Origin of the sequence: Flavobacterium urumqiense (assembly GCF_900108015.1) — a bacterium.
In the GTDB taxonomy this organism is placed as follows: Bacteria; Bacteroidota; Bacteroidia; order Flavobacteriales; family Flavobacteriaceae; genus Flavobacterium; species Flavobacterium urumqiense.
Genome location: NZ_FNVP01000014.1, coordinates 25,666 through 44,519 on the forward strand (window position 1 = coordinate 25,666; position 18,854 = coordinate 44,519).

Annotated in this window: 19 protein-coding genes, 1 tRNA gene and 1 pseudogene; 12 read left to right on the forward strand and 9 right to left on the reverse strand. The window is 31.3% G+C overall.

From position 1 onward, the window contains the following. The first annotated feature begins 312 nt into the window (after positions 1–312). The 3 genes from mnmE (at position 313) to C4S35_RS13870 (ending at position 3,767) form a co-directional block, all read left to right on the forward strand. A complete protein-coding gene (gene mnmE, locus C4S35_RS13860) occupies positions 313–1,701 on the forward strand; it encodes a tRNA uridine-5-carboxymethylaminomethyl(34) synthesis GTPase MnmE (protein ID WP_104000751.1) in 1,389 nt (462 codons plus the stop codon). Between the two features lie 325 nt (positions 1,702–2,026). After that, the gene (locus tag C4S35_RS13865) at positions 2,027–2,593 is read left to right on the forward strand and encodes an ATP-binding protein (RefSeq protein ID WP_159916764.1); all 567 of its coding nucleotides are present in this window, start codon (positions 2,027–2,029) and stop codon (positions 2,591–2,593) included. Between the two features lie 418 nt (positions 2,594–3,011). Beyond that, positions 3,012–3,767, forward strand: coding sequence for a DUF4339 domain-containing protein (locus C4S35_RS13870; protein ID WP_104000753.1), 756 nt, complete (start codon positions 3,012–3,014; stop codon positions 3,765–3,767). Positions 3,768–4,400: 633 nt separating this feature from the next. On the opposite strand, the gene C4S35_RS13885 is transcribed toward C4S35_RS13870, so the two are convergent. The 6 genes from C4S35_RS13885 to C4S35_RS13910 all read right to left on the reverse strand — a co-directional run bounded on the left by C4S35_RS13885 (position 4,401) and on the right by C4S35_RS13910 (position 8,769). Then, positions 4,401–4,994, reverse strand: coding sequence for a 2OG-Fe(II) oxygenase (locus C4S35_RS13885; RefSeq protein ID WP_104000756.1), 594 nt, complete (start codon positions 4,992–4,994; stop codon positions 4,401–4,403). 222 nt (positions 4,995–5,216) lie between these two features. Further along, positions 5,217–6,680 (reverse strand): AAA family ATPase, encoded by a 1,464-nt coding sequence (locus C4S35_RS13890; RefSeq protein WP_104000757.1) that lies wholly within the window; start codon positions 6,678–6,680, stop codon positions 5,217–5,219. Positions 6,681–6,739: 59 nt separating this feature from the next. Beyond that, a complete protein-coding gene (locus tag C4S35_RS13895) occupies positions 6,740–7,858 on the reverse strand; it encodes a vWA domain-containing protein (RefSeq protein ID WP_104000758.1) in 1,119 nt (372 codons plus the stop codon). A gap of 104 nt (positions 7,859–7,962) precedes the next feature. Continuing rightward, entirely contained in the window at positions 7,963–8,346 is a 384-nt protein-coding gene (locus C4S35_RS13900) for a YchJ family protein (protein WP_104000759.1), read from the reverse strand. Between the two features lie 16 nt (positions 8,347–8,362). After that, positions 8,363–8,605 carry a hypothetical protein gene (locus C4S35_RS13905; protein ID WP_104000760.1) on the reverse strand — a complete coding sequence of 81 codons (243 nt, stop codon included), beginning with the start codon at positions 8,603–8,605 and terminating at the stop codon, positions 8,363–8,365. A gap of 11 nt (positions 8,606–8,616) precedes the next feature. Then, positions 8,617–8,769: a hypothetical protein gene (locus C4S35_RS13910; protein ID WP_104000761.1), complete on the reverse strand. Its 153-nt coding sequence runs from the start codon at positions 8,767–8,769 to the stop codon at positions 8,617–8,619. A 538-nt stretch (positions 8,770–9,307) separates the two neighbouring features. On the opposite strand from C4S35_RS13910, the gene C4S35_RS13915 reads away from it, so the two are divergent. Together C4S35_RS13915 and C4S35_RS13920 are read left to right on the forward strand one after the other, a co-directional pair. Next, complete coding sequence (locus tag C4S35_RS13915; protein WP_104000762.1) at positions 9,308–12,151, forward strand: PAS domain S-box protein; 2,844 nt, start codon at positions 9,308–9,310, stop codon at positions 12,149–12,151. Next, a complete protein-coding gene (locus C4S35_RS13920) occupies positions 12,148–12,543 on the forward strand; it encodes a response regulator (RefSeq protein ID WP_104000763.1) in 396 nt (131 codons plus the stop codon). The genes C4S35_RS13915 and C4S35_RS13920 overlap by 4 nt, the downstream gene beginning before the upstream one ends. A gap of 74 nt (positions 12,544–12,617) precedes the next feature. On the opposite strand, the gene C4S35_RS13925 is transcribed toward C4S35_RS13920, so the two are convergent. Next, entirely contained in the window at positions 12,618–13,172 is a 555-nt protein-coding gene (locus C4S35_RS13925) for a hypothetical protein (protein WP_104000764.1), read from the reverse strand. Between the two features lie 92 nt (positions 13,173–13,264). Here C4S35_RS13925 and C4S35_RS13930 point away from each other — a divergent pair, with 92 nt between their 5' ends. From C4S35_RS13930 to C4S35_RS13955, 6 genes and pseudogenes are all read left to right on the forward strand, one after another. Next, a complete protein-coding gene (locus C4S35_RS13930; protein ID WP_104000765.1) occupies positions 13,265–13,513 on the forward strand; it encodes a hypothetical protein in 249 nt (82 codons plus the stop codon). Positions 13,514–13,689: 176 nt separating this feature from the next. After that, complete coding sequence (locus C4S35_RS13935) at positions 13,690–14,130, forward strand: KTSC domain-containing protein (RefSeq protein ID WP_104000766.1); 441 nt, start codon at positions 13,690–13,692, stop codon at positions 14,128–14,130. Positions 14,131–14,297: 167 nt separating this feature from the next. Beyond that, the gene (locus C4S35_RS13940; protein ID WP_146059557.1) at positions 14,298–14,543 is read left to right on the forward strand and encodes a hypothetical protein; all 246 of its coding nucleotides are present in this window, start codon (positions 14,298–14,300) and stop codon (positions 14,541–14,543) included. A gap of 303 nt (positions 14,544–14,846) precedes the next feature. Continuing rightward, positions 14,847–15,602 (forward strand): DUF4369 domain-containing protein, encoded by a 756-nt coding sequence (locus C4S35_RS13945; protein ID WP_104000768.1) that lies wholly within the window; start codon positions 14,847–14,849, stop codon positions 15,600–15,602. Between the two features lie 18 nt (positions 15,603–15,620). After that, positions 15,621–16,007 (forward strand): annotated as a pseudogene (locus tag C4S35_RS13950) (TlpA family protein disulfide reductase); the annotation flags it as partial. A 173-nt stretch (positions 16,008–16,180) separates the two neighbouring features. After that, a tRNA-Tyr gene (locus tag C4S35_RS13955) sits at positions 16,181–16,261 on the forward strand. A gap of 151 nt (positions 16,262–16,412) precedes the next feature. Here C4S35_RS13955 and C4S35_RS13960 read toward each other — a convergent pair. Next, positions 16,413–17,102, reverse strand: a complete 690-nt coding sequence (locus C4S35_RS13960; RefSeq protein ID WP_104000770.1) for an SIMPL domain-containing protein — start codon at positions 17,100–17,102, stop codon at positions 16,413–16,415. Between the two features lie 55 nt (positions 17,103–17,157). Then, positions 17,158–17,796, reverse strand: a complete 639-nt coding sequence (locus tag C4S35_RS13965; protein ID WP_104000771.1) for a rhomboid family intramembrane serine protease — start codon at positions 17,794–17,796, stop codon at positions 17,158–17,160. Positions 17,797–17,911: 115 nt separating this feature from the next. Between C4S35_RS13965 and C4S35_RS13970 the strand changes: the two genes are divergently transcribed. Beyond that, the gene (locus tag C4S35_RS13970; RefSeq protein WP_104000772.1) at positions 17,912–18,781 is read left to right on the forward strand and encodes a lysophospholipid acyltransferase family protein; all 870 of its coding nucleotides are present in this window, start codon (positions 17,912–17,914) and stop codon (positions 18,779–18,781) included. Positions 18,782–18,854 lie beyond the last annotated feature (73 nt).

Sequence of the window (18,854 nt, forward strand, 5' to 3'; positions counted from 1 at the left end):
CCGTAACATTACTGTAACCTACTTTAGGTAAATCATAAACATTTAAAGTAATAATTTCCCCTTTTATGCTATCGCCTAGTTTTAATGCCTAAATGAATGCATTTATAGAAGCTTCTAAAAAGTCCATTGGAAACAGAATTTTTTTCATGATCTTTAGTGATTAACTATTTATATAAATTTACAAAAAAAAACAAATTATCTCGTTAATTCCCTGATTTAGTTCGTTTTAACCTCTAGTAACGTTAATGGTTTTATATGTGAGTCTTGCTGTCATGTAAGTTTTACTTACTTTTGCATAAAATTGAATACAATATGATACCTCATGATTCCATAGTAGCATTAGCAACCCCTTCTGGAGCTGGAGCAATAGCCGTAATTCGAATTTCTGGCGAAGATGCCATAGTTATTGGTAATTCTGTTTTTCGATCCATTAAAAACAAAAGCTTATTACAACAAAAAACCCATACGTTACATTTAGGCCATATTATTGATGGCCCCAAAACTTTAGATGAAGTCTTAGTCTCCATTTTCAAAGCTCCGAACTCCTATACAGGTGAAAATACAATAGAAATTTCCTGTCATGGCTCCACCTACATTCAACAGCAAATTATTCAGTTATTGCTTAGAAAAGGATGCCGAATGGCTGATCCTGGTGAATTTACATTAAGAGCCTTTTTAAACGGTAAACTTGATTTATCTCAAGCCGAGGCTGTAGCAGATTTGATTTCATCAGATAATGAAGCCTCACATCAAATTGCCATGCAACAAATGCGCGGTGGTTTCTCTAACGAAATTGCCAAATTGCGTGAAGAATTATTAAATTTTGCTTCGTTAATTGAACTCGAATTGGACTTTGCTGAAGAAGATGTAGAATTTGCAGACCGTACCCAATTTCATGAATTACTGAACCGAATTGAATTTGTTCTCAAGCGATTAATCGATTCGTTTGCGGTGGGAAATGTCATCAAAAATGGAATTCCTGTGGCTATTGTGGGTGAACCCAATGTGGGAAAATCCACGCTTTTGAATGCTTTATTGAATGAAGAACGCGCCATCGTTTCCGAAATTGCTGGTACGACACGTGACACGATTGAAGACGAATTGGTGATTGGAGGAATTGGATTTAGATTTATAGATACCGCGGGAATTCGTGAAACCGAAGATGTAGTAGAAAGCATTGGGATTCGTAAAACTTTTGAAAAGATTGAACACTCTCAAGTTGTAATATTTCTTTTTGACAGCTCAGAATTTAAAATATCTGGTTTAAAATTGAAAGTAGAATTGGAGAAAATCAAAAATCAATTTCCGTTAAAGCCTTTAGTGATCATTGGTAATAAAGCTGATAAATTAACCGAAATTGAAATTCAAAATCTAAAAACAGAGATTCCCGAAGTTTTGCTCTTATCTGCTAAAGAAAAAACAAACGTTGAAGATCTTAAAAATGAATTACTGTCCTTTGTCAATACCGGGGCTTTACGAAACAATGAGACAATAATAACCAATACAAGACATTACGATTCCTTACTAAAAGCTTTAGACGAAATACAGAAAGTAAAATACGGGTTAGAAACTAACTTGTCTAGTGACTTGATGGCATTGGATATTAAGGAAGCTTTGTACCAATTTGGGATGATAACAGGACAAGTTACGAATGATGAATTGCTTGGTAATATTTTTGCTAATTTCTGCATCGGAAAGTAAATAGCCAAAATTTTAAAAAACTGAAACAAACTGAAACCATGTAAATCAATGGTTTTTTATTTTTAAGATTTTTATCTTTACTTTTTTATTTTTTTTGTGTTTTTTGTACCAATATCGTACCTCTTTAAAATTACTTATTAGATTAGAATGAAAATCTGACAGATTATGTCCATTATTTACCAATGATTCTTTTTAAATCGAATAACCACTATTTATTTCAGTTAACAATGAGCTCGATTTAAGTATTAATCGTAGGTGTGAATTTTGTAAAAATTAGTTTGTTGCGAAGACTTGAAAAACCGGTCAAATTGACCAACATATTCCAGTGCAAACTGACCACCCATTCCATTACAAAGCAAATATTGAAAGAATCAATTTTGACCAAACTCGTAATGTGAATCGAAATACTATACTGCGTCTGGCAGAATGTAAATTTGTAGAAAAAAATGAAAAAATTTTAATCACAGGAAGTACTGGTGTCGGCAAAAGCTATTTAGGCTCTGCCTTGGATTATCAAGCGCGTATCCAAGGTTTTAAAGTGAATTATTTTAATAACTCGAAGTTGTTTGCTAAATTAAAAATTGATAAAGCAGATGGCTCTTACTTGCGAGAATTAGCTAAAATAGAACGGCAAGATGTTATCATATTAGACGATTTTGGACTCCAAGCTTTGGATAGCAGTAACCGAATTACCCTTTTAGAGATTATTGAAGATCGGCATAACAATGGTTCTATAATTGTAATTTCACAAATCCCAGAGCATGGCTTGTATGACATCATTGGAGAAAAAACCATTACTGATGCCATTTTAGATAGGCTGATAAATGAATCTCAGCGAATCGAATTGCACGGAGAATCTATGAGAAAGAAAAGAGGGATAAACAAAGGGTAATATTTTAAATGAATTTGAATATTAATTAACAGATGGAAAAAGTAGTTTTTAATGAAAAATAAAGGTGGTCATTTTGCTCTAGAATTAAGCGATCATTTTGAATTGGAATTCGGTGCTCACTTTAAATTGAAATTGGGTGGTCAATATCACTTGAATTTGCACTTATTCCAAAGTCGCTGCAGCTAATACTCGAAAATCCTCACAATGGAACTATTCTTTAAAGCCAAAATTGACCCAGTAGCATTTTTAAAAGGAAATTATATTGTACGGGTTTACAGAAAAATGAAAACTTCATAATTTTTAATTGAATATCACGGACAAACATTCAAATTAAAATACTGTATAGGAAAAAGCGATTTGTTTTGTACTTTTGAATATTCAAAAAGCATCAAATCTATAAATACACAAGTATCATTACATGAATATCTATTATACACACAACGGAAATGAAAGTAGTGGTCCATTTGGACTAGACGAATTAAAGAGTAAAAAAATCACAAAAACGACTCCCGTTTGGTGTCAGGGAATGGAAGACTGGAAATATGCAGGAGAAATAACGGAATTGAAAAGTCTTTTAATGGTAGCACCTCCGCCTTTGAAATCTATGATTACAACTGCTCAAGCACCAAAAGAGATAGAAAATGATTTAGAAAAAGAGATGGATCCTAAAATTTTAGGGCTAAATAAGAACGTCTTTTTTCCAACAATAATTGTTTTAGTTTTAATCATTGTATCCGTAAGTTTTAATCTTTTTGAAGAAAATAGAAAAAATTTATTAGAACAAAAAAATACGATTACCGAAAAAAACAACCAACAATTTCAATTACAAGAAAAAGAAATTGAGGAACAAAAAATTCGTATTGCAGAGCAAGAGCGTAAAGAAGCAGAAAGGATCACTGTCGAAAGAAACCAAAAAATAAGCAGTAGACTTTTGGAGATTCAGAAAATTCTTCTCACTGATATTAGAAATTTAGAAGAGGCAAAAAATAAATTAATTGAGGCAAACGAGTTTGAGTTTTTAAGAACAACCGATGAAAAAAATGATGATATCAGTTTAATTCAAAGAGATATTGAGCATTGGATTAGTGAAATTGATAACCTCAGAAAAGAAAAAGATCAATTGTATTTAGAATTGGAAAAAACACAAGCAAAAATAAGTGGAGTTAGTGAATAAAAATTAGATTTTATTTTTAAAATTACTGTTTATTGATTTCGTTTAACTACTAAAAGAAATCTTTAAAGTATGGAAAAGCATTGTTCTGTTGCAATATATCCTTCTGAAGACGTTATAGTTTTGCTTAAATCCATGAACAAAGATTGGCCAAGGAAGTGGGTTGGTTTCATAGTAAAAATTCGTTGGGACATATTTCCATCTGTGAATTCAAAGCTACTATTGTGACAATTGAAATTATTAAAAATCGCTTAAGCAGCGTATTCAATACTTTAAAACCCGTTGAACTCTGTTTAAATGAATTTAGCTATAATCCCAATGGCGCATTTTTTACATCACCCAATAAAGATTAAAAAAACAGTTTGAAACCGATAATGAAACGATCTTAAGAATCGCTTCATAAATTGGATATGCAAAATTGTGTTGATCAAAATTGTGTCCATTGCAAGAAGATTAACTCGTAAAAAGCTTGAAAGAGCTAAAAGTTTATTTTTTTTGATAGACGTGCATTTTTTGTTTGACAGTACTGTTTTGCAAAAGCTTGATGGGAACATAAAACAGTTTTTTGCAATCGATCAATTTAAATGTGATAATAACCCACAACCAGAAGGTATACAGGGAACACTTTTTTAGTAATCAATCACACTTCAACCATCCTGTAATACTCATTCGGGTATTTTGGGTTACCAAAACCTCGTGAACCAACTCGTCACTTTTGAAGAAAACCGTTTTGCCCTGAGTAGGTGCAATTTTTTGGTTGTTGTTTAGCTGATGAATTAACAATTCGCCTCCGTCACTTTCTTGCCAATCACTATTCAAATAACTAATCATGGAGTATTTTCGGCTCGGGTTATTTTTGAACTGGTCCAAATGCTTTAGATAAAAATCACCTTTTTCATACAAGGAATAATGAAACTCATATCCTGTAATTCCAGTATAACAACTTAGATTCAAATAGGTTATAAAAGCTTCAATTTGAGCAAAAAATTCGTTTTCGAAGATATTATTGTGTTTCTTATCCAACCAATAAATAGAATCGCTTCTCACCGCACTATCATATGAAACAGCTTCTGAGTTACCTGTTCCTGCTTCCATTAACAAACTCTGTTGATTTAGGTTGAGTAAATTTTGCTTTAAGCTATTGGCCAAAGCGTCACTTAAAAAATGTTCAGATATTCCAACTTTATTTTCAATATAAGAGGCAATTAAATCCTCAAAGCTATTTTCCATGACTTTTTGTTGACTGCAAATACCGCCAAGGGGACAAGGTAGACTAAATAAAATCGTTAGCGTCCCATTATGAAATAAATAAAAATTTATAGTACAAAACATTCCCTTTTGAAAATAAAAAGTCCACAAGAAAACATTATTTTAACCATTTAAGGCATTTAAGAAACTTTAAAAATTATAGTTGCTTAAATGCCTTACAAGGTTCAATAAATAGTACGTTATTTACAATTTACTGATAAAGCTTCCGTAAATATCCTTGAACTGATATCCTTCAGAGAAACGGTCTTTGCTCAGTTTTTTATATTCTACCAATCCCCAAAGAATAAATTCTTTCATGAAAAATTTATCTTCCTTTTCCACTTGCGGTTGGTATTTCTTTATTAAAACTTCCAGCGGCACAATGCTACCTAAAATTCTTTGATACTCTTCATCTGTACAATCGTCTAATAATTCGAAACCGCTTTCTGCAAAAAACCATTCGATTATATCTGTGTAGGCATTTTTAACATCTTCTTTTTCTAATTTTTCAATTTTTGGAAAATAGGCAGGGAAAAAAGTATGAATAGCATCCCCCAATAAATGCTGTGCTACAGCGGCAGCTCCCTCCTGCTCTCCTTCATAAACCAATTCAACTTTTCCGGTAATAGCAGGAATAATTCCCATAAAATCAGATAGACGCAAAGTAGTTTTATCTTCTCCGGATTTCAAAGCTCTTCTTTCGGCAGTACTTAATAAATTTTCTAAGGCCGTTATACTCAACCTTGCACTCACGCCACTCTTATTATCAATATACTCACTTTCTCGCGCTTCAAAACTGATTTGTTCCAATAAATCTCGGGCTAACGAAGGAACATGAACCATATCACTTTGTACACCGTCCAGCTTAGCTTCCTGCTCCGTAATGGTTCTTGCAATTTTAATTGTTTCCGGATAATGCGTTAAGATTTGAGAACCTATTCTATCTTTCAATGGCGTAACAATACTACCACGATTGGTATAATCCTCAGGATTTGCAGTGAAAACAAACTGCATATCCAGCGGCATTCTCAACTTGAATCCACGAATCTGGATATCACCCTCCTGCAATATATTGAACAAGGCTACTTGAATTCTAGCCTGTAAATCAGGTAATTCGTTGATAACGAAAATACAACGGTTAGCTCTTGGAATCATCCCAAAATGTATCACACGATCATCCGCATAAGACAATTTTAAATTTGCTGCTTTTATCGGATCTACATCGCCAATTAAATCCGCAACGGTAACATCTGGCGTGGCTAATTTTTCGAAGAAACGGTCGCTTCTGTGTAACCAGGAAATTGGAGTTTCATCTCCTTTTGTTTCAATGACGTCTTTTGCAAAACGGGAAATCGGTTGAAACGGATCGTCATTAATTTCGGAACCAGTCACAAATGGAATATATTCGTCCAGTAATTCAATCATTTTACGTGCCAATCTTGTTTTGGCTTGACCACGAAGACCCAATAAATTAATATTGTGACGCGATAAGATTGCACGTTCTAATTCGGGAATTACCGTATTCTCAAAACCGTGAACGCCTTCAAAAGTTGGTTTTCCTGATTTTATTTTTTCTCTAAGATTAGAACGCAATTCATCTTTTATGCTTTTACTTTCGTAACCTGCTTTTTTTAATTCCCCTAGTGTTTTTATATTTTCTATTTTCATATTGCTTTTGTTATTGTTAATGCTTGCCAATTTGTTATCGATTGTGCTCGAACTGACTACTATTTTATTCTCTTCTTACGATTCGTTTCATAATCCTCAAAAATCATTTCCCCAAGTCCTTTTAATCCGGTATAAAATGCTTTTCCTTGATTGGCTTCGGTAAACCGATTTACAAATTGCTGTAAATACGGATCATTGGCAATCATAAAGGTAGTTATTGGAATGTGCAATTTTCGGGCTTGTTGTGCCTGATTGTAGCATTTATCAACAATATATTCGTCTAGTCCATTACTGTTCATATAATAGGAACCATCTTTTTCGCGAACGCAACTTGGTTTTCCATCTGTTATCATGAAAATTTGTTTGTTGGTATTTCGTTTCCTGCGGAGAATATCCATGGCCAATTGCAAACCGGCAACCGTATTGGTGTGAAAAGGTCCAACTTTTAAATATGGTAAATCCCGAATAGCAATCGTCCAGGCATCATTTCCAAAAACCAAAATATCCAAAGTATCTTTTGGATAACGTGTTGTAATCAACTCGGCAAGAGCCATCGCCACTTTCTTGGCTGGAGTGATTCGGTCTTCACCATACAATATCATACTGTGACTGATATCAATCATCAAAACCGTACTCATTTGGGATTTGAATTGGGTTTCTTCGACAACCAAATCATTTTCGGTCAACATAAAATCTGCAACTCCATTATTAATTTGGGCATTACGCAAACTTTCTGTTAAAGAAATTCTTTCCAGTCCATCTCCAAAATGAAACTCTCGAAATTCTCCAGTATGTTCGTCCCCATTACCGGAATGCTTTGTTTTGTGATTGCCACTACCCGAACGTTTTAGATTTCCAAAAATATTATCTAAGGCTTGTTGTCTAATGGCGCGCTCGGTTTTTGCAGTAATTCCAATTCCAGAAGTTCCATCTTCTTTGAGTTCATCGCGGATGTAGCCTTTTTTCTTTAAATCTTCTATAAAATCATCAATGGTGTAGTGTTCATCGGTAAGTTTATATTCTTTGTCCAATTCTCGCAACCAATCAATTGCTTCATCAAAATCTCCTGAAGTGTGCGTGATCAATTCTTTAAAAATCCCAAAGAGTTTATCAAACGGAGTCTGAAATGGGGCTTCGTATTGCTTAAAATAAAATCCTTTCTTATTGTTATTTTTCATAGACTTTAAAATTACATCATTTTAAAATGTAGTCTAGACAAACGTTTATTAATTTTTAGTTAAAAACATCAACACAATATAAATACGTTTTTATAAAAGAGTAATTAAGTAAAAAATTGTCCATCGACATAAAACCAACTTCCATTTTCGAGTTTGAAAGTCGAAAGTTCGTGATGAATTTGTTTTTGAAGTTTGCTATCCAGGAAATAAGCTTTAAATTCCACCATATTCTCAGTTGCATTTATAATTTCTAATTTAAGCCATTGATTACTGGTTGCCCAATGTAGAATTTCGGATTTTGAATGACAATTTCTCTCCGAAATATGTGTTGTAGCCAATATATAATCAGCCTGAAGTGTGGCATAAGCGGAATAACGCGATTGCATCAAAGCTAAAGCTGTTGGCACTTTTTGAGTTCCATTTATAAAAGGTTCACAACATTCCTGAAAGCTTTTTTTAGAACCACAATAACATTTTTTTTCAATCATTTTTTTGATAAACTTTTCAGATTGAACCGGCTACTTGTCCGTTAAGTCCAATTATTTTTTGATGTAATTGATTTAACAATACCTGATACCTACTTATTTCCATTAGGTCGTCATCGTCATCGGAGAAATCAAGCAATTCGTCTAATTCTTCACTCACTACAACTAATTTATTATTAGCTTCCCGTGCATTTTTTTTAGCAATAAAATCAATTATTTCCTGAACATTATTTTTTATCGCATCAAATTTATCTTTTTGCATTTAATTATATTTTAGTTATTCTCAGGTATATTGTTTTCGTTGAACTTTTTTACAATTTGTTTTAATTTTTCTTTACGATCTCTCTCAGCCTGTTTTGCCTTGTCTTGTGCTTTATGCAACTTATCGTTGTGTTTCTTTATATTCCCTTCATTATTTCTACTCATTACTTTTTATTTTACTTATGAAAATCAATAATTTGATTCAAAAACTTACGCAAAGTTCGGGTTTATTATTGAAATTCAGATTTTTTTTATCCTGATTAGCTTATCGTACTGATTATTAGTGTGTAATACATAATTAAATTTAACCGTTCGGTATGATTAGTTTTTAATGATAGTTTTTCGTCAGTTCAAATGATTTTCGACAGAAAATTGTATCGATAACAGAAAAACGGTTCTCAATACATTTTTTGTTCCATTTTATTACACAAAAAACACTCGACCTAAAACTCTTAATAATTACACCCATCGGTTAACTCTCTAATTTAAAACTATTTAATTTTATTTTTTCAAAAATTAAAAAATAAGAGTAAAAAAAGTTAAAATATTGAAAATCATTTAATAACAAATAAATACAAAAACAAATAAAACAATAAAAAATAAAGTTAGTCACTATAGCTAATCTCTAGTGGTTATTAAACTTTTTTTTTTACATTTATCACCTAATATAAAGCAGCTACTGAAAGCCTTTCAAATTGAAAAGATGGTATTAAAAAAAAAATGGCCCAAATTTATCTCTTGGTTTTTAACTAGGCCAAAAACTGCAGGTGTATTTGTATTCATTTGTTTAAGTTTTATTATTGGCTTTACTGTTTATCAGCAATATCGAATTATAAAAGAAGATGAACGTAGAGAAATGAGTAATACGTTACAAATTGTCGATCAGAATATCGAGCAATTACTCAAAAACTCCTACACCACTACATTGACATTAGCATTAACCATTAATGACAATGGTATTCCTCAAAACTTCGAATATGTAGGCAAGGAACTGATGGATTCTAATAGTAGTATTTTTGCGGTAGAATTAGTGCCAAAAGGAGTGATCAAGTATATTTATCCGTTGAAAGGGAATGAGGCGGCAATGAATTTAAATCTGTTTGCTGACTCCTATCTCAAAAAAGAAGCTCTAAAATCAATTGTGAGTCAAAAAATGTATTTTGCAGGTCCTTTAAAATTAAAACAAGGAGGTACAGGAATTGTTGGAAGATTCCCTGTTTTTCTAGATAAAAAGTTTTGGGGATTTTCGGCTGTCATTATTAAATTAGAAAACTTGTTAAAATCTTCGGGAATTAATAGTGTGGATAACTCCAAATATTATTTTCAGTTATCAAAAAAAAATCCGGTTACCTTAAAAGAAGTTTTTTACTTACCTAATAAAAGTGATTTTTCTAAAAAATATAATATTTCAGTAACTATTCCAGATGGAGACTGGAAATTATATCTGATTTCTAAACACCAAAATTATCTGTACTACCAAATTTTAATTCCAGCACTTTTTGGTTTTATTTTTGCTGCAGCTTTTGGTTTCGTCATAAATTCTCTTTTAAAAATGCCAAAAGAATTACAGCTTTTAGTTCATATTCAGGCAACAAAACTTTTGAATAGTGAAATAAAATACAAATCAATTTTTGATCAGGCCGCTGTTGGAATTGCTTATATTGATTCTTGTTCAGGTAATTTTTTAGAAATAAATAAGCAATACTGTAACTTGTTAGGAAATTCTGAACAGGAAATGAAAAAGAGAAATTTTCAATCTGTAACCCATCCTGATGATCTAGAAGAGGACTCAATGAATCTGGAGAAATTAAAGTCCGGAAAAATAAGGGAGTATTCAATGGAAAAACGGTATATCACAAAAAAAAATGCTGTTATCTGGACAAAACTTACTGTTTCTCCACTTTGGAATATTAACGAGCAACCCACAACTCATATTGCAATTATTGAAGACATTTCATCAAAAAAAGAAGCAGAAGAATTAATTAAAAAAAACGAAACACGTTTTAAAAGTTTGTTTGATGATTCCCCGTTACCGTTAAGAGAAGAAGATTTTTCAGATGTTAAAAAATATCTTGAAGAACTTAATTTAATGTGTCAAGATATAGATACAGTAAAAAACTACTTTCAAAAAAACCCGAAAAGTGTTATCAAAGCGCATTCTCTTATTAAATTAATTAGCGTAAACAAAGCTTGCCTAAAATTACATATGGTTAAGACTAAAGAAGAACTTTTGTTTAACAAGTCAACTTTATTCAATGAAGATTCTTCATGCTGTTTTAGCCAACATCTCTTAGCAATAACTCAGGGCGAAAATAATTTTATTTTTGATACGATCATAAAAAATAAAGCAGGACAACATCGAGACGTGAATTTAAGATGGAATGTAATAGAGGGGTATGAAAAATCACTCGAAAGAATTATCGTATCCACTGAAGACATTACGGACCGAAAATTATCCCAAAACGTAATTCTTAAATCACAACAAAGAATCGAATCTTTAATTAATACTATTGACGGAATTGTTTGGGAATGTGACGCTAAAACCTTTGCTTTTAATTTTATAAGTCAAAAAACAGAAAAAATATTAGGATATACCACCGAAGAATGGCTTGAAAATCCAAATTTTTGGACAGACCACATACATCCTGAAGATAGAAACTGGATAATCGAAAGTTGTGCCTTACAAACAAGCCGAAATCTAAATCACGATTTTGAATATAGAATGATTGCAAAAAATGGTTCTGTTATCTGGTTGAGGGATATTGTGAATGTTGTACTAGAAAATGGCAAGGCCGAGAGTTTATGCGGTATTATGATTGATATTACCAAAACCAAAGAAGCAGAAAAAGAGTTAAATGATTCCTTCAATTTAGTCACGGAACAAAATAAAAGATTACTAAATTTCTCTTATATTGTTTCGCATAATTTAAGATCGCATACCAGCAATATTTCGTCAATTATGGATCTGATTGAAATTTCGGAATCAGAACAAGAAAGAAATGAGATGATCCAATTATTAAAATCTATTTCTAATTCCTTGAATGAAACCATGCTTCATCTGAACGAAGTCATTAATATTAGAACGAATATTGGTTTAGTGTCAGAATCATTAAATCTAAAACAATATATAGATAATGCACAAAATGTTTTAGCGGAACAAATAACATTGAATGATGTTTCAATTACCACTGAAATTCCAAAAATTGTGATGGTAAACTATAATCCGGCTTATCTGGAAAGCATATTATATAACATAATTTCTAATTCTATCCGTTACAGACATCCGGAACGAAAACCAGCTATTTCAATAAAATGGATTATAGAAAATGATTTAACTATACTTCAAATTTCAGATAACGGTGTTGGAATAGATCTTGTAAAAAATGCAGATAAAATCTTTGGAATGTACAAAACATTCTCTAACAATTCTGACGCAAAAGGAATTGGACTTTTTATTACAAAAAATCAAATTGACGCAATGGGAGGAAATATAACCGTAGAAAGTGAACCTAATATTGGAACAACATTTAAAATATATATTCAATGAGAAAAAAAACAATATGGGTAATAGACGATGATATTATTTACCAAATTATAGTTAATAAAATTATTGAGAAATCTGAAATGTTCTCTTCAATATCTTCTTTTAAAAATGGTAAAGAAGCATTAGATGCAGTGACTAATTCATTCAATGATAATGAAACACTACCAGATATAATCTTATTGGATATTAATATGCCAATTATGGATGGATGGGAGTTTATGGAAGGAATGACTCTTTTAAAGCCTTCAATCACAAAACAAATCATTGTTTATGTCGTTAGTTCTTCCATAGCAGCGGAAGATAAAAATAAAGCAAAAACGTATCCAGACATCTTAGGATACTTATCAAAACCTGTCAATATTAATGACTTAATATTAATTGCTTCCAACGATTAAAGTAATCAAAGTTACATTTTAAATTTAAATCGGATGATAAAAAATCTTCACTGGAAAAAGGTTGAATATTAAAATTAAACTATTTCTCTTTTAATTTCCTCTAAGGTTTTATTAGTGAAAATTAATTGATCAATTATTTTTTTTCTTAAAACATCCAAATTATCATATTCAAAATATTTTGCCCAAGAAGTCAAAGTAAAGAGATTCCTTATTTGTTTAATTTTTTTTGTTGTTTCAAAACTTGTTCGAAGTATTGCCTTACTATCATAATTCGGATTATTTTTATGCTGGTAGTTGACCGTGTTTTTTAGGTAATTTGCTTCTAAATAATACAATTCATCCAGCGCATTATCCAGATAAAAATTCTCCCAAGGCGCAAAACCCAATTTAATTTTACTTTCAAAACAATCTAATTCTAATACCAAAGGTTCTAAACGCCATTTGCTATTAGCCAACCGGCCCCAATGATTTGACAATCGATACATCCCTGATTTAGAATAATAATAACTGCTTCCAGATTTACTTTGGTATTGAACTACTAATCCTTTCAGACTACTCAATGGCACTTCCTGAAACACACAAAAGGTGTTTTTGAATGAATTTGGATTGGGACGAAATATTTTTTCCATAAAACAAAGGTAATCAGAAAGTCCAAAATAGAACAAGGCAACTAATATTTGATTAGCTTTGCAAATTAGAATTTCATTAAATAAAATAGATCATGACCAAAGCTTCAGAAGAAAGGATGTTACAAAAAGGGGTATATACCGGAATAATTGAAAAAGATGAAAACAACAACTTTTTTTGTGGTGAATATCTTTTAGATTACAAAATGGTTCAAGCTAAACATACTGTTGGAGATTGGATTACAATAAAATCCATAATCGAAAACCCAAGTGATATTAGTTATAATAAATATCAAAAAAAGTCAAAAAACTTTGATAAAGCAAATAACAAGCCACAGCAATAAAAATCTTTCAAAGTTATTTTTCAAACAAAAATCGTTGGGAATAATTCCTTTTTTTTTGAAATTTTTTTGGTCATAAACTAAAAAGTTAAAAAAAAGTGTACCTTTGCAAAAAATTTGTCGATTTTGAAACCAAATTATATTGATTTTATATTAAAAGACAAGTAGTTACCATATTTATGAAAAAAATAGTTGAATACCGCAAACTACTAAATGTAGACAAAACTGCTGAGCTTAAAGATTTGAAAACGATTTATCGTAATGCGATGAAAGAAGCACATCCTGACAAATTTTCGGGAGATGAAGCTGGATTAAAAGCTGCTGAAGAAAATAGTAAAAAGATTATTGAAGCTTATCATTTCTTGGTAAGTATCAATCCTGAAACACTTAAACAAAATCTACCAGAATATACTGAAACTATTGCAACTGCAACCATTTCAGATTATAAGTTTGTTGAAGGTAGATTGATTATTAATTTTTCAAACGGTAGTGTTTACGAGTATATCAGTGTACCAAAAGCAACTTACGTGAAAATGGTCAACGCAGATTCTCCAGGAAGATTTGCCAAAAGACATATTCTTAATTCATTTACTTGGAGAAAAACAATTAACCAAGATTAATTTTTTTTTAAAACAAATAGACCAAGCACCCTTTAAATGGGTGCTTTTTTATTTTAACCAACATAATAAATGATAATTCAATTTGCTACAAAAAAAAATAAAAATTAATATTGATTAATCAACTTGTTTTTAATACTTTAGTCACCCTAAAAAAACAAATAAAAATCATGACCGATCCTTGTATTTTATTCAGATCCCAATATAAAAAAGCAAAGGAAACGCTTGATTTTCTGGAAAAGCAAAAATATCAAATAGAATTAGATCTTAAATCAAATCCTATCTCTGCTGATCTTAACAAAAAGTTGAGAGAAATCAATTTAGACATTAAGATAACCAGTAACGAATTAGAACATGCCAATTATAGTATTGATAAATGTGAAATTAAACATGCTGCAATAAAAAAAAATATTTAATATAATTTGTGTTTTGCAATTGGTCAAAATTTTCACATAGCAGTTAATCAATTATAGTACTTTTAATCTACAACCGTAAAAGTTGCTAAAAATCAAATATATAAATACAATCCTTGTTTAGAAAGTCCCATTAAAAAATAATCTCCAATTAAATTTAAAGAAGCGATTTTTATTATTTCGTTTTTAATGGTCCAAATTTCTTATTAAGAATAAAAAACTATAACAAAAATTTAAGTGCTAAAGTTGTAGATAATTTATTTTTTTAAATACTTTTGCTTACTTAACTTAATTAACTAATAAATAATGAAAAAAATAATTTTATTACTTTCGGCTGTTGTGATATTGACTTCTTGTACTAAAGATAAATATACTATAACTGGTACTGCAGCAGGATTTGAAAATGGAAAAACAGTAATCATGGAAACCCAGAATGAAAATGGTATGGGAATGATTGCTATTGATACTGTAAAAATTGAAAACGGTAAATTTGAAATTAAAGGAAAAGCTTTAGAACCATCTTTCCATACACTGCAAATTGAAGGTGTACAAGAAAAAATTCCTTTTATTTTAGAAAATGGAGATATTACCATAATTGTAAATAAAGACACCCTTCAAAAATCAAAAGTTTCAGGAACATATAATAATGACGAGTATGTAACTTTCAATAAAGAAATCACTCAAGTTCAAAAGAAATTAATGGATTTCCAAACGAAAAACATGCAAGCGATGAACGCTGCTCAGCAAGCTAAAGATACTGTTGTAATCAATGGATTGATGAAAGATTTTGCTAAAATTCAACAAGAAGTTGGAAAAGCTTCAAAAGATAAATATGTAGCTTATGCAGAAACGCATCCAAAATCTTTTATTTCTGTTTTAATTATTCAAGGAATGTTGAATGATCCAACTGCTGATGCTAAAAAATCAGAAAAAATGTACATTGGCTTAGATGAATCGATAAAAAACACTAAACCAGGTAAAGCAGTAAAAACAAAACTTGCTGAAATGAAATCACCTTCTGTGGGAACTACTCCTCCAGCTCCAGCAACGGAAGCTAAATGAAGAGCAGATTTTTCCGGTCCTAATCCAGAGGGGAAAGTAATTTCTCTGAAAGAATGTTTAGGAAAAGTTACAATAGTTGATTTTTGGGCTTCTTGGTGTGGTCCCTGTAGAGCAGAAAATCCAAATGTTGTTGCAATTTATAAAGACCTACATTCAAAAGGTCTTAATATTGTTGGTGTGTCTTTAGATAAAGATGAGAAAGCTTGGAAAGAAGCTATTGCAAAAGATAAATTGACATGGAATCATGTTTCAAATTTAAAATTTTGGGACGAGCCAATAGCCAAACAATATAATGTAGAATCTATTCCTGCCACTTTTATTCTTGATGCATCAGGAAATGTAGTAGCAAAAGATTTAAGAGGTGAAGAATTAAGAGCAAAAATTATGGAGCTTTTAGCTAAATAAGCCCAATTAACATCATAAAATAAAAAATCTCCCCAGTGGAGATTTTTTTATTTTATTCAATACCAATGCTTTAAAAATAATACTAAAATTAAGTGCAAATTTAGTTTGGAAACTTCGAAACAGTTTTTATATTTGCACCCGGTTAGCACAATAAGCAATGCTTGTTGAGTCTTGGGGAGATACTCAAGCGGCCAACGAGGGCAGACTGTAAATCTGCTGTGTAAACTTCGCAGGTTCGAATCCTGCTCTCCCCACAAAAACGTTTCAAGCAATTGAAACGTTTTTTTTTTGTAAAAATAAATCTGAATTTAATAAGCTCACATTTTAATATAATATAATCTCAAAAAAAAGTCCCATCTCATTTTTTAAATGCGATGGGACTTTTCTAATTATTAGCTTATTTTTTTATTCCAAAATAAAACTTACAGTGACATTAGCAGTAATATTGATTTCGCCTACCGCAAGCGTTTCTCGTGGAGCTTTAGTATCACTCATCTCCATTGATTTCACGGCCATATACATAGGTTGTGGATAAAAAGGCTGTGAATTGTCAGATATCGTCATAGCACGCCCTATTTTTTGCCCTAAAACAGAAACATAGTCTTCCGCTTTCATTTTCGCCTCTTCAATCGCTAATTTCCTTGCTTCTGATTGGTGCTGAGCCAACTTTGATGATTGAAAGGTTACATTATCTATTCTATTAATTCCCTCATCTACTAATCCATCCATTAATTCATCATATTTTGATAAATCTTTTAGTAAAATCTCAAGGGTTTGAGTCGCATTGTAACTATGTTTCTTTTTTTCATAATCGTATTGCGGATTTAAAGACACGCGTTGCGTTTTATAATCAGCAGGATCCAAGTTCATTTTTTTAATAAACCTTAAAACCGCTTCCATTTTTTGATCATTCTCTTTTTTAACATCTTTCGCATTGTTCCCTTTGGTCTCAACAGTAACGACTATAGTTGCCTGATCTGGAATAACCTTTACTTTCCCTTCTCCATTTACAGTTATTTGAGGAATTTGTTTAATTTCTTGACTGTAAGACGCCGTCAGAAATAGAATCGACAGAAGTAGTATTGCTTTTTTCATCTCAATATTATTTAATTGTTTTGTTGTAATATTCTTTCAAAAGTTGTGCCATTAGTTATAGTTTCCCCATTTTTTCCATCGCAAAAAGAATAACTATGGGAATGGCCAATAAAATCACCATTAAGGTATGATCTACGAATAATTGAGGGTCTTTTATCAAAGTAATCACATAACCGCCAATAGCACCTCCAAAATGAGCAGTGTGACCAATATTGTCATTCTTAGCTTTCATACCGTAAATGGAATACATCAGGTAAAGAATTCCAAAAAGATAAGCCGGTATAGGAATAACGAAAAATATACCTAACATCATATCCGGTTGCAATAAAATTGCCGAATATAAAACACCGGTAACAGCTCCGGATGCCCCCACGGCTCTGTAGCTATAATCATTTTTATGCATAAGCATGGTCAATAAACTTCCAAAAATTAGACTTCCTACGTAAATCAAAGCAAAAGAGAAACCTCCCAAATATTCAATAACAACAGGCGCAAAAAAATATAGCGTCAACATATTAAAAATCAAATGTGGAAAATCTGCATGAAGAAATCCTGATGAAAACATTCGAATTTGTTCTCCCGCACGGATACTGCCTACATGAAATTCATATTTTCTAAAAAAAGAAAGATCGTTAAAACCTTTATAACTCATCAGTACATTAGCAACTATTATTCCTATTAAAATGGCATTCATAAAGTGTATTTATTGTGAATTGTAAATGTAGTGATTCTCTTAGATCTCACTAGTAAGTGTTCAAAATATATATGGATATTCATTTTTGCCTTATCTTTGCAAGAAAAAATACTGAATGCAATTTCTTATATTCATATTAGCCTATCCATTCCTGTGGATAATTTCTATTCTTCCTTTTCCTATTTTTTATTTGCTGTCTGACATCGTCTATTTCATAGTCTATTATATCATTGGTTACCGAAAGAAAACCGTTAGAGCAAATTTAGCCTTGGCATTACCACATCTTAATGACAAAGAACGTCTTGTTATCGAGAAAAAATCCTATCATCATTTATGTGATATGTTTATGGAAATGATAAAAACCATGACCATTTCCTCGGAAGAAATGAACAAAAGATTTATAATAACGAATCTGGCAGTTATCAAAGAATACGAGAAAAAAGGAAAAAGTATTATACTAATAGCCTCTCATTATGCAAGTTGGGAATGGTTAATTACATTGAACCAAAAATTATCTTTTCAAGGTGTAGGTGTTTATAAAAAATTAGCAAATAAATATTTTGATAAACTTGTTAGAGATATACGTTCAAAATACAATACTGAATTAGTTCCAACATATAAAACAATTCCATTGATTGCACATAATCAAAAAAATGGTATTCACTGTGTATATGGATTAGCCAGCGATCAATCCCCAAAATTAGACCGGATATTTCATTGGGATAGCTTCATGGGCGTAGAAGTTCCTGTTCACACGGGTCCTGAAATGTTAGCGAAAAAATATGATCTGACTGTTGTTTTTGCAAAAGTAAAAAAGGTTAAAAGAGGGTATTATGAACTTACCATAATTCCACTTAGTGACAATCCAAAATCAGTTCCGGACTTTGGGATTACCCATAACTTCATAAAAGAAGTAGAAAAACAAATATATGAAGCTCCCGAATATTATTTTTGGACGCATAAAAGATGGAAACACAGGAAATAATAAGGCGTTTTCAATTGCAATTTCCAGTTTAAAAAATTAAAACTGACTAATTCAAAAACAATATGCTTTTGAA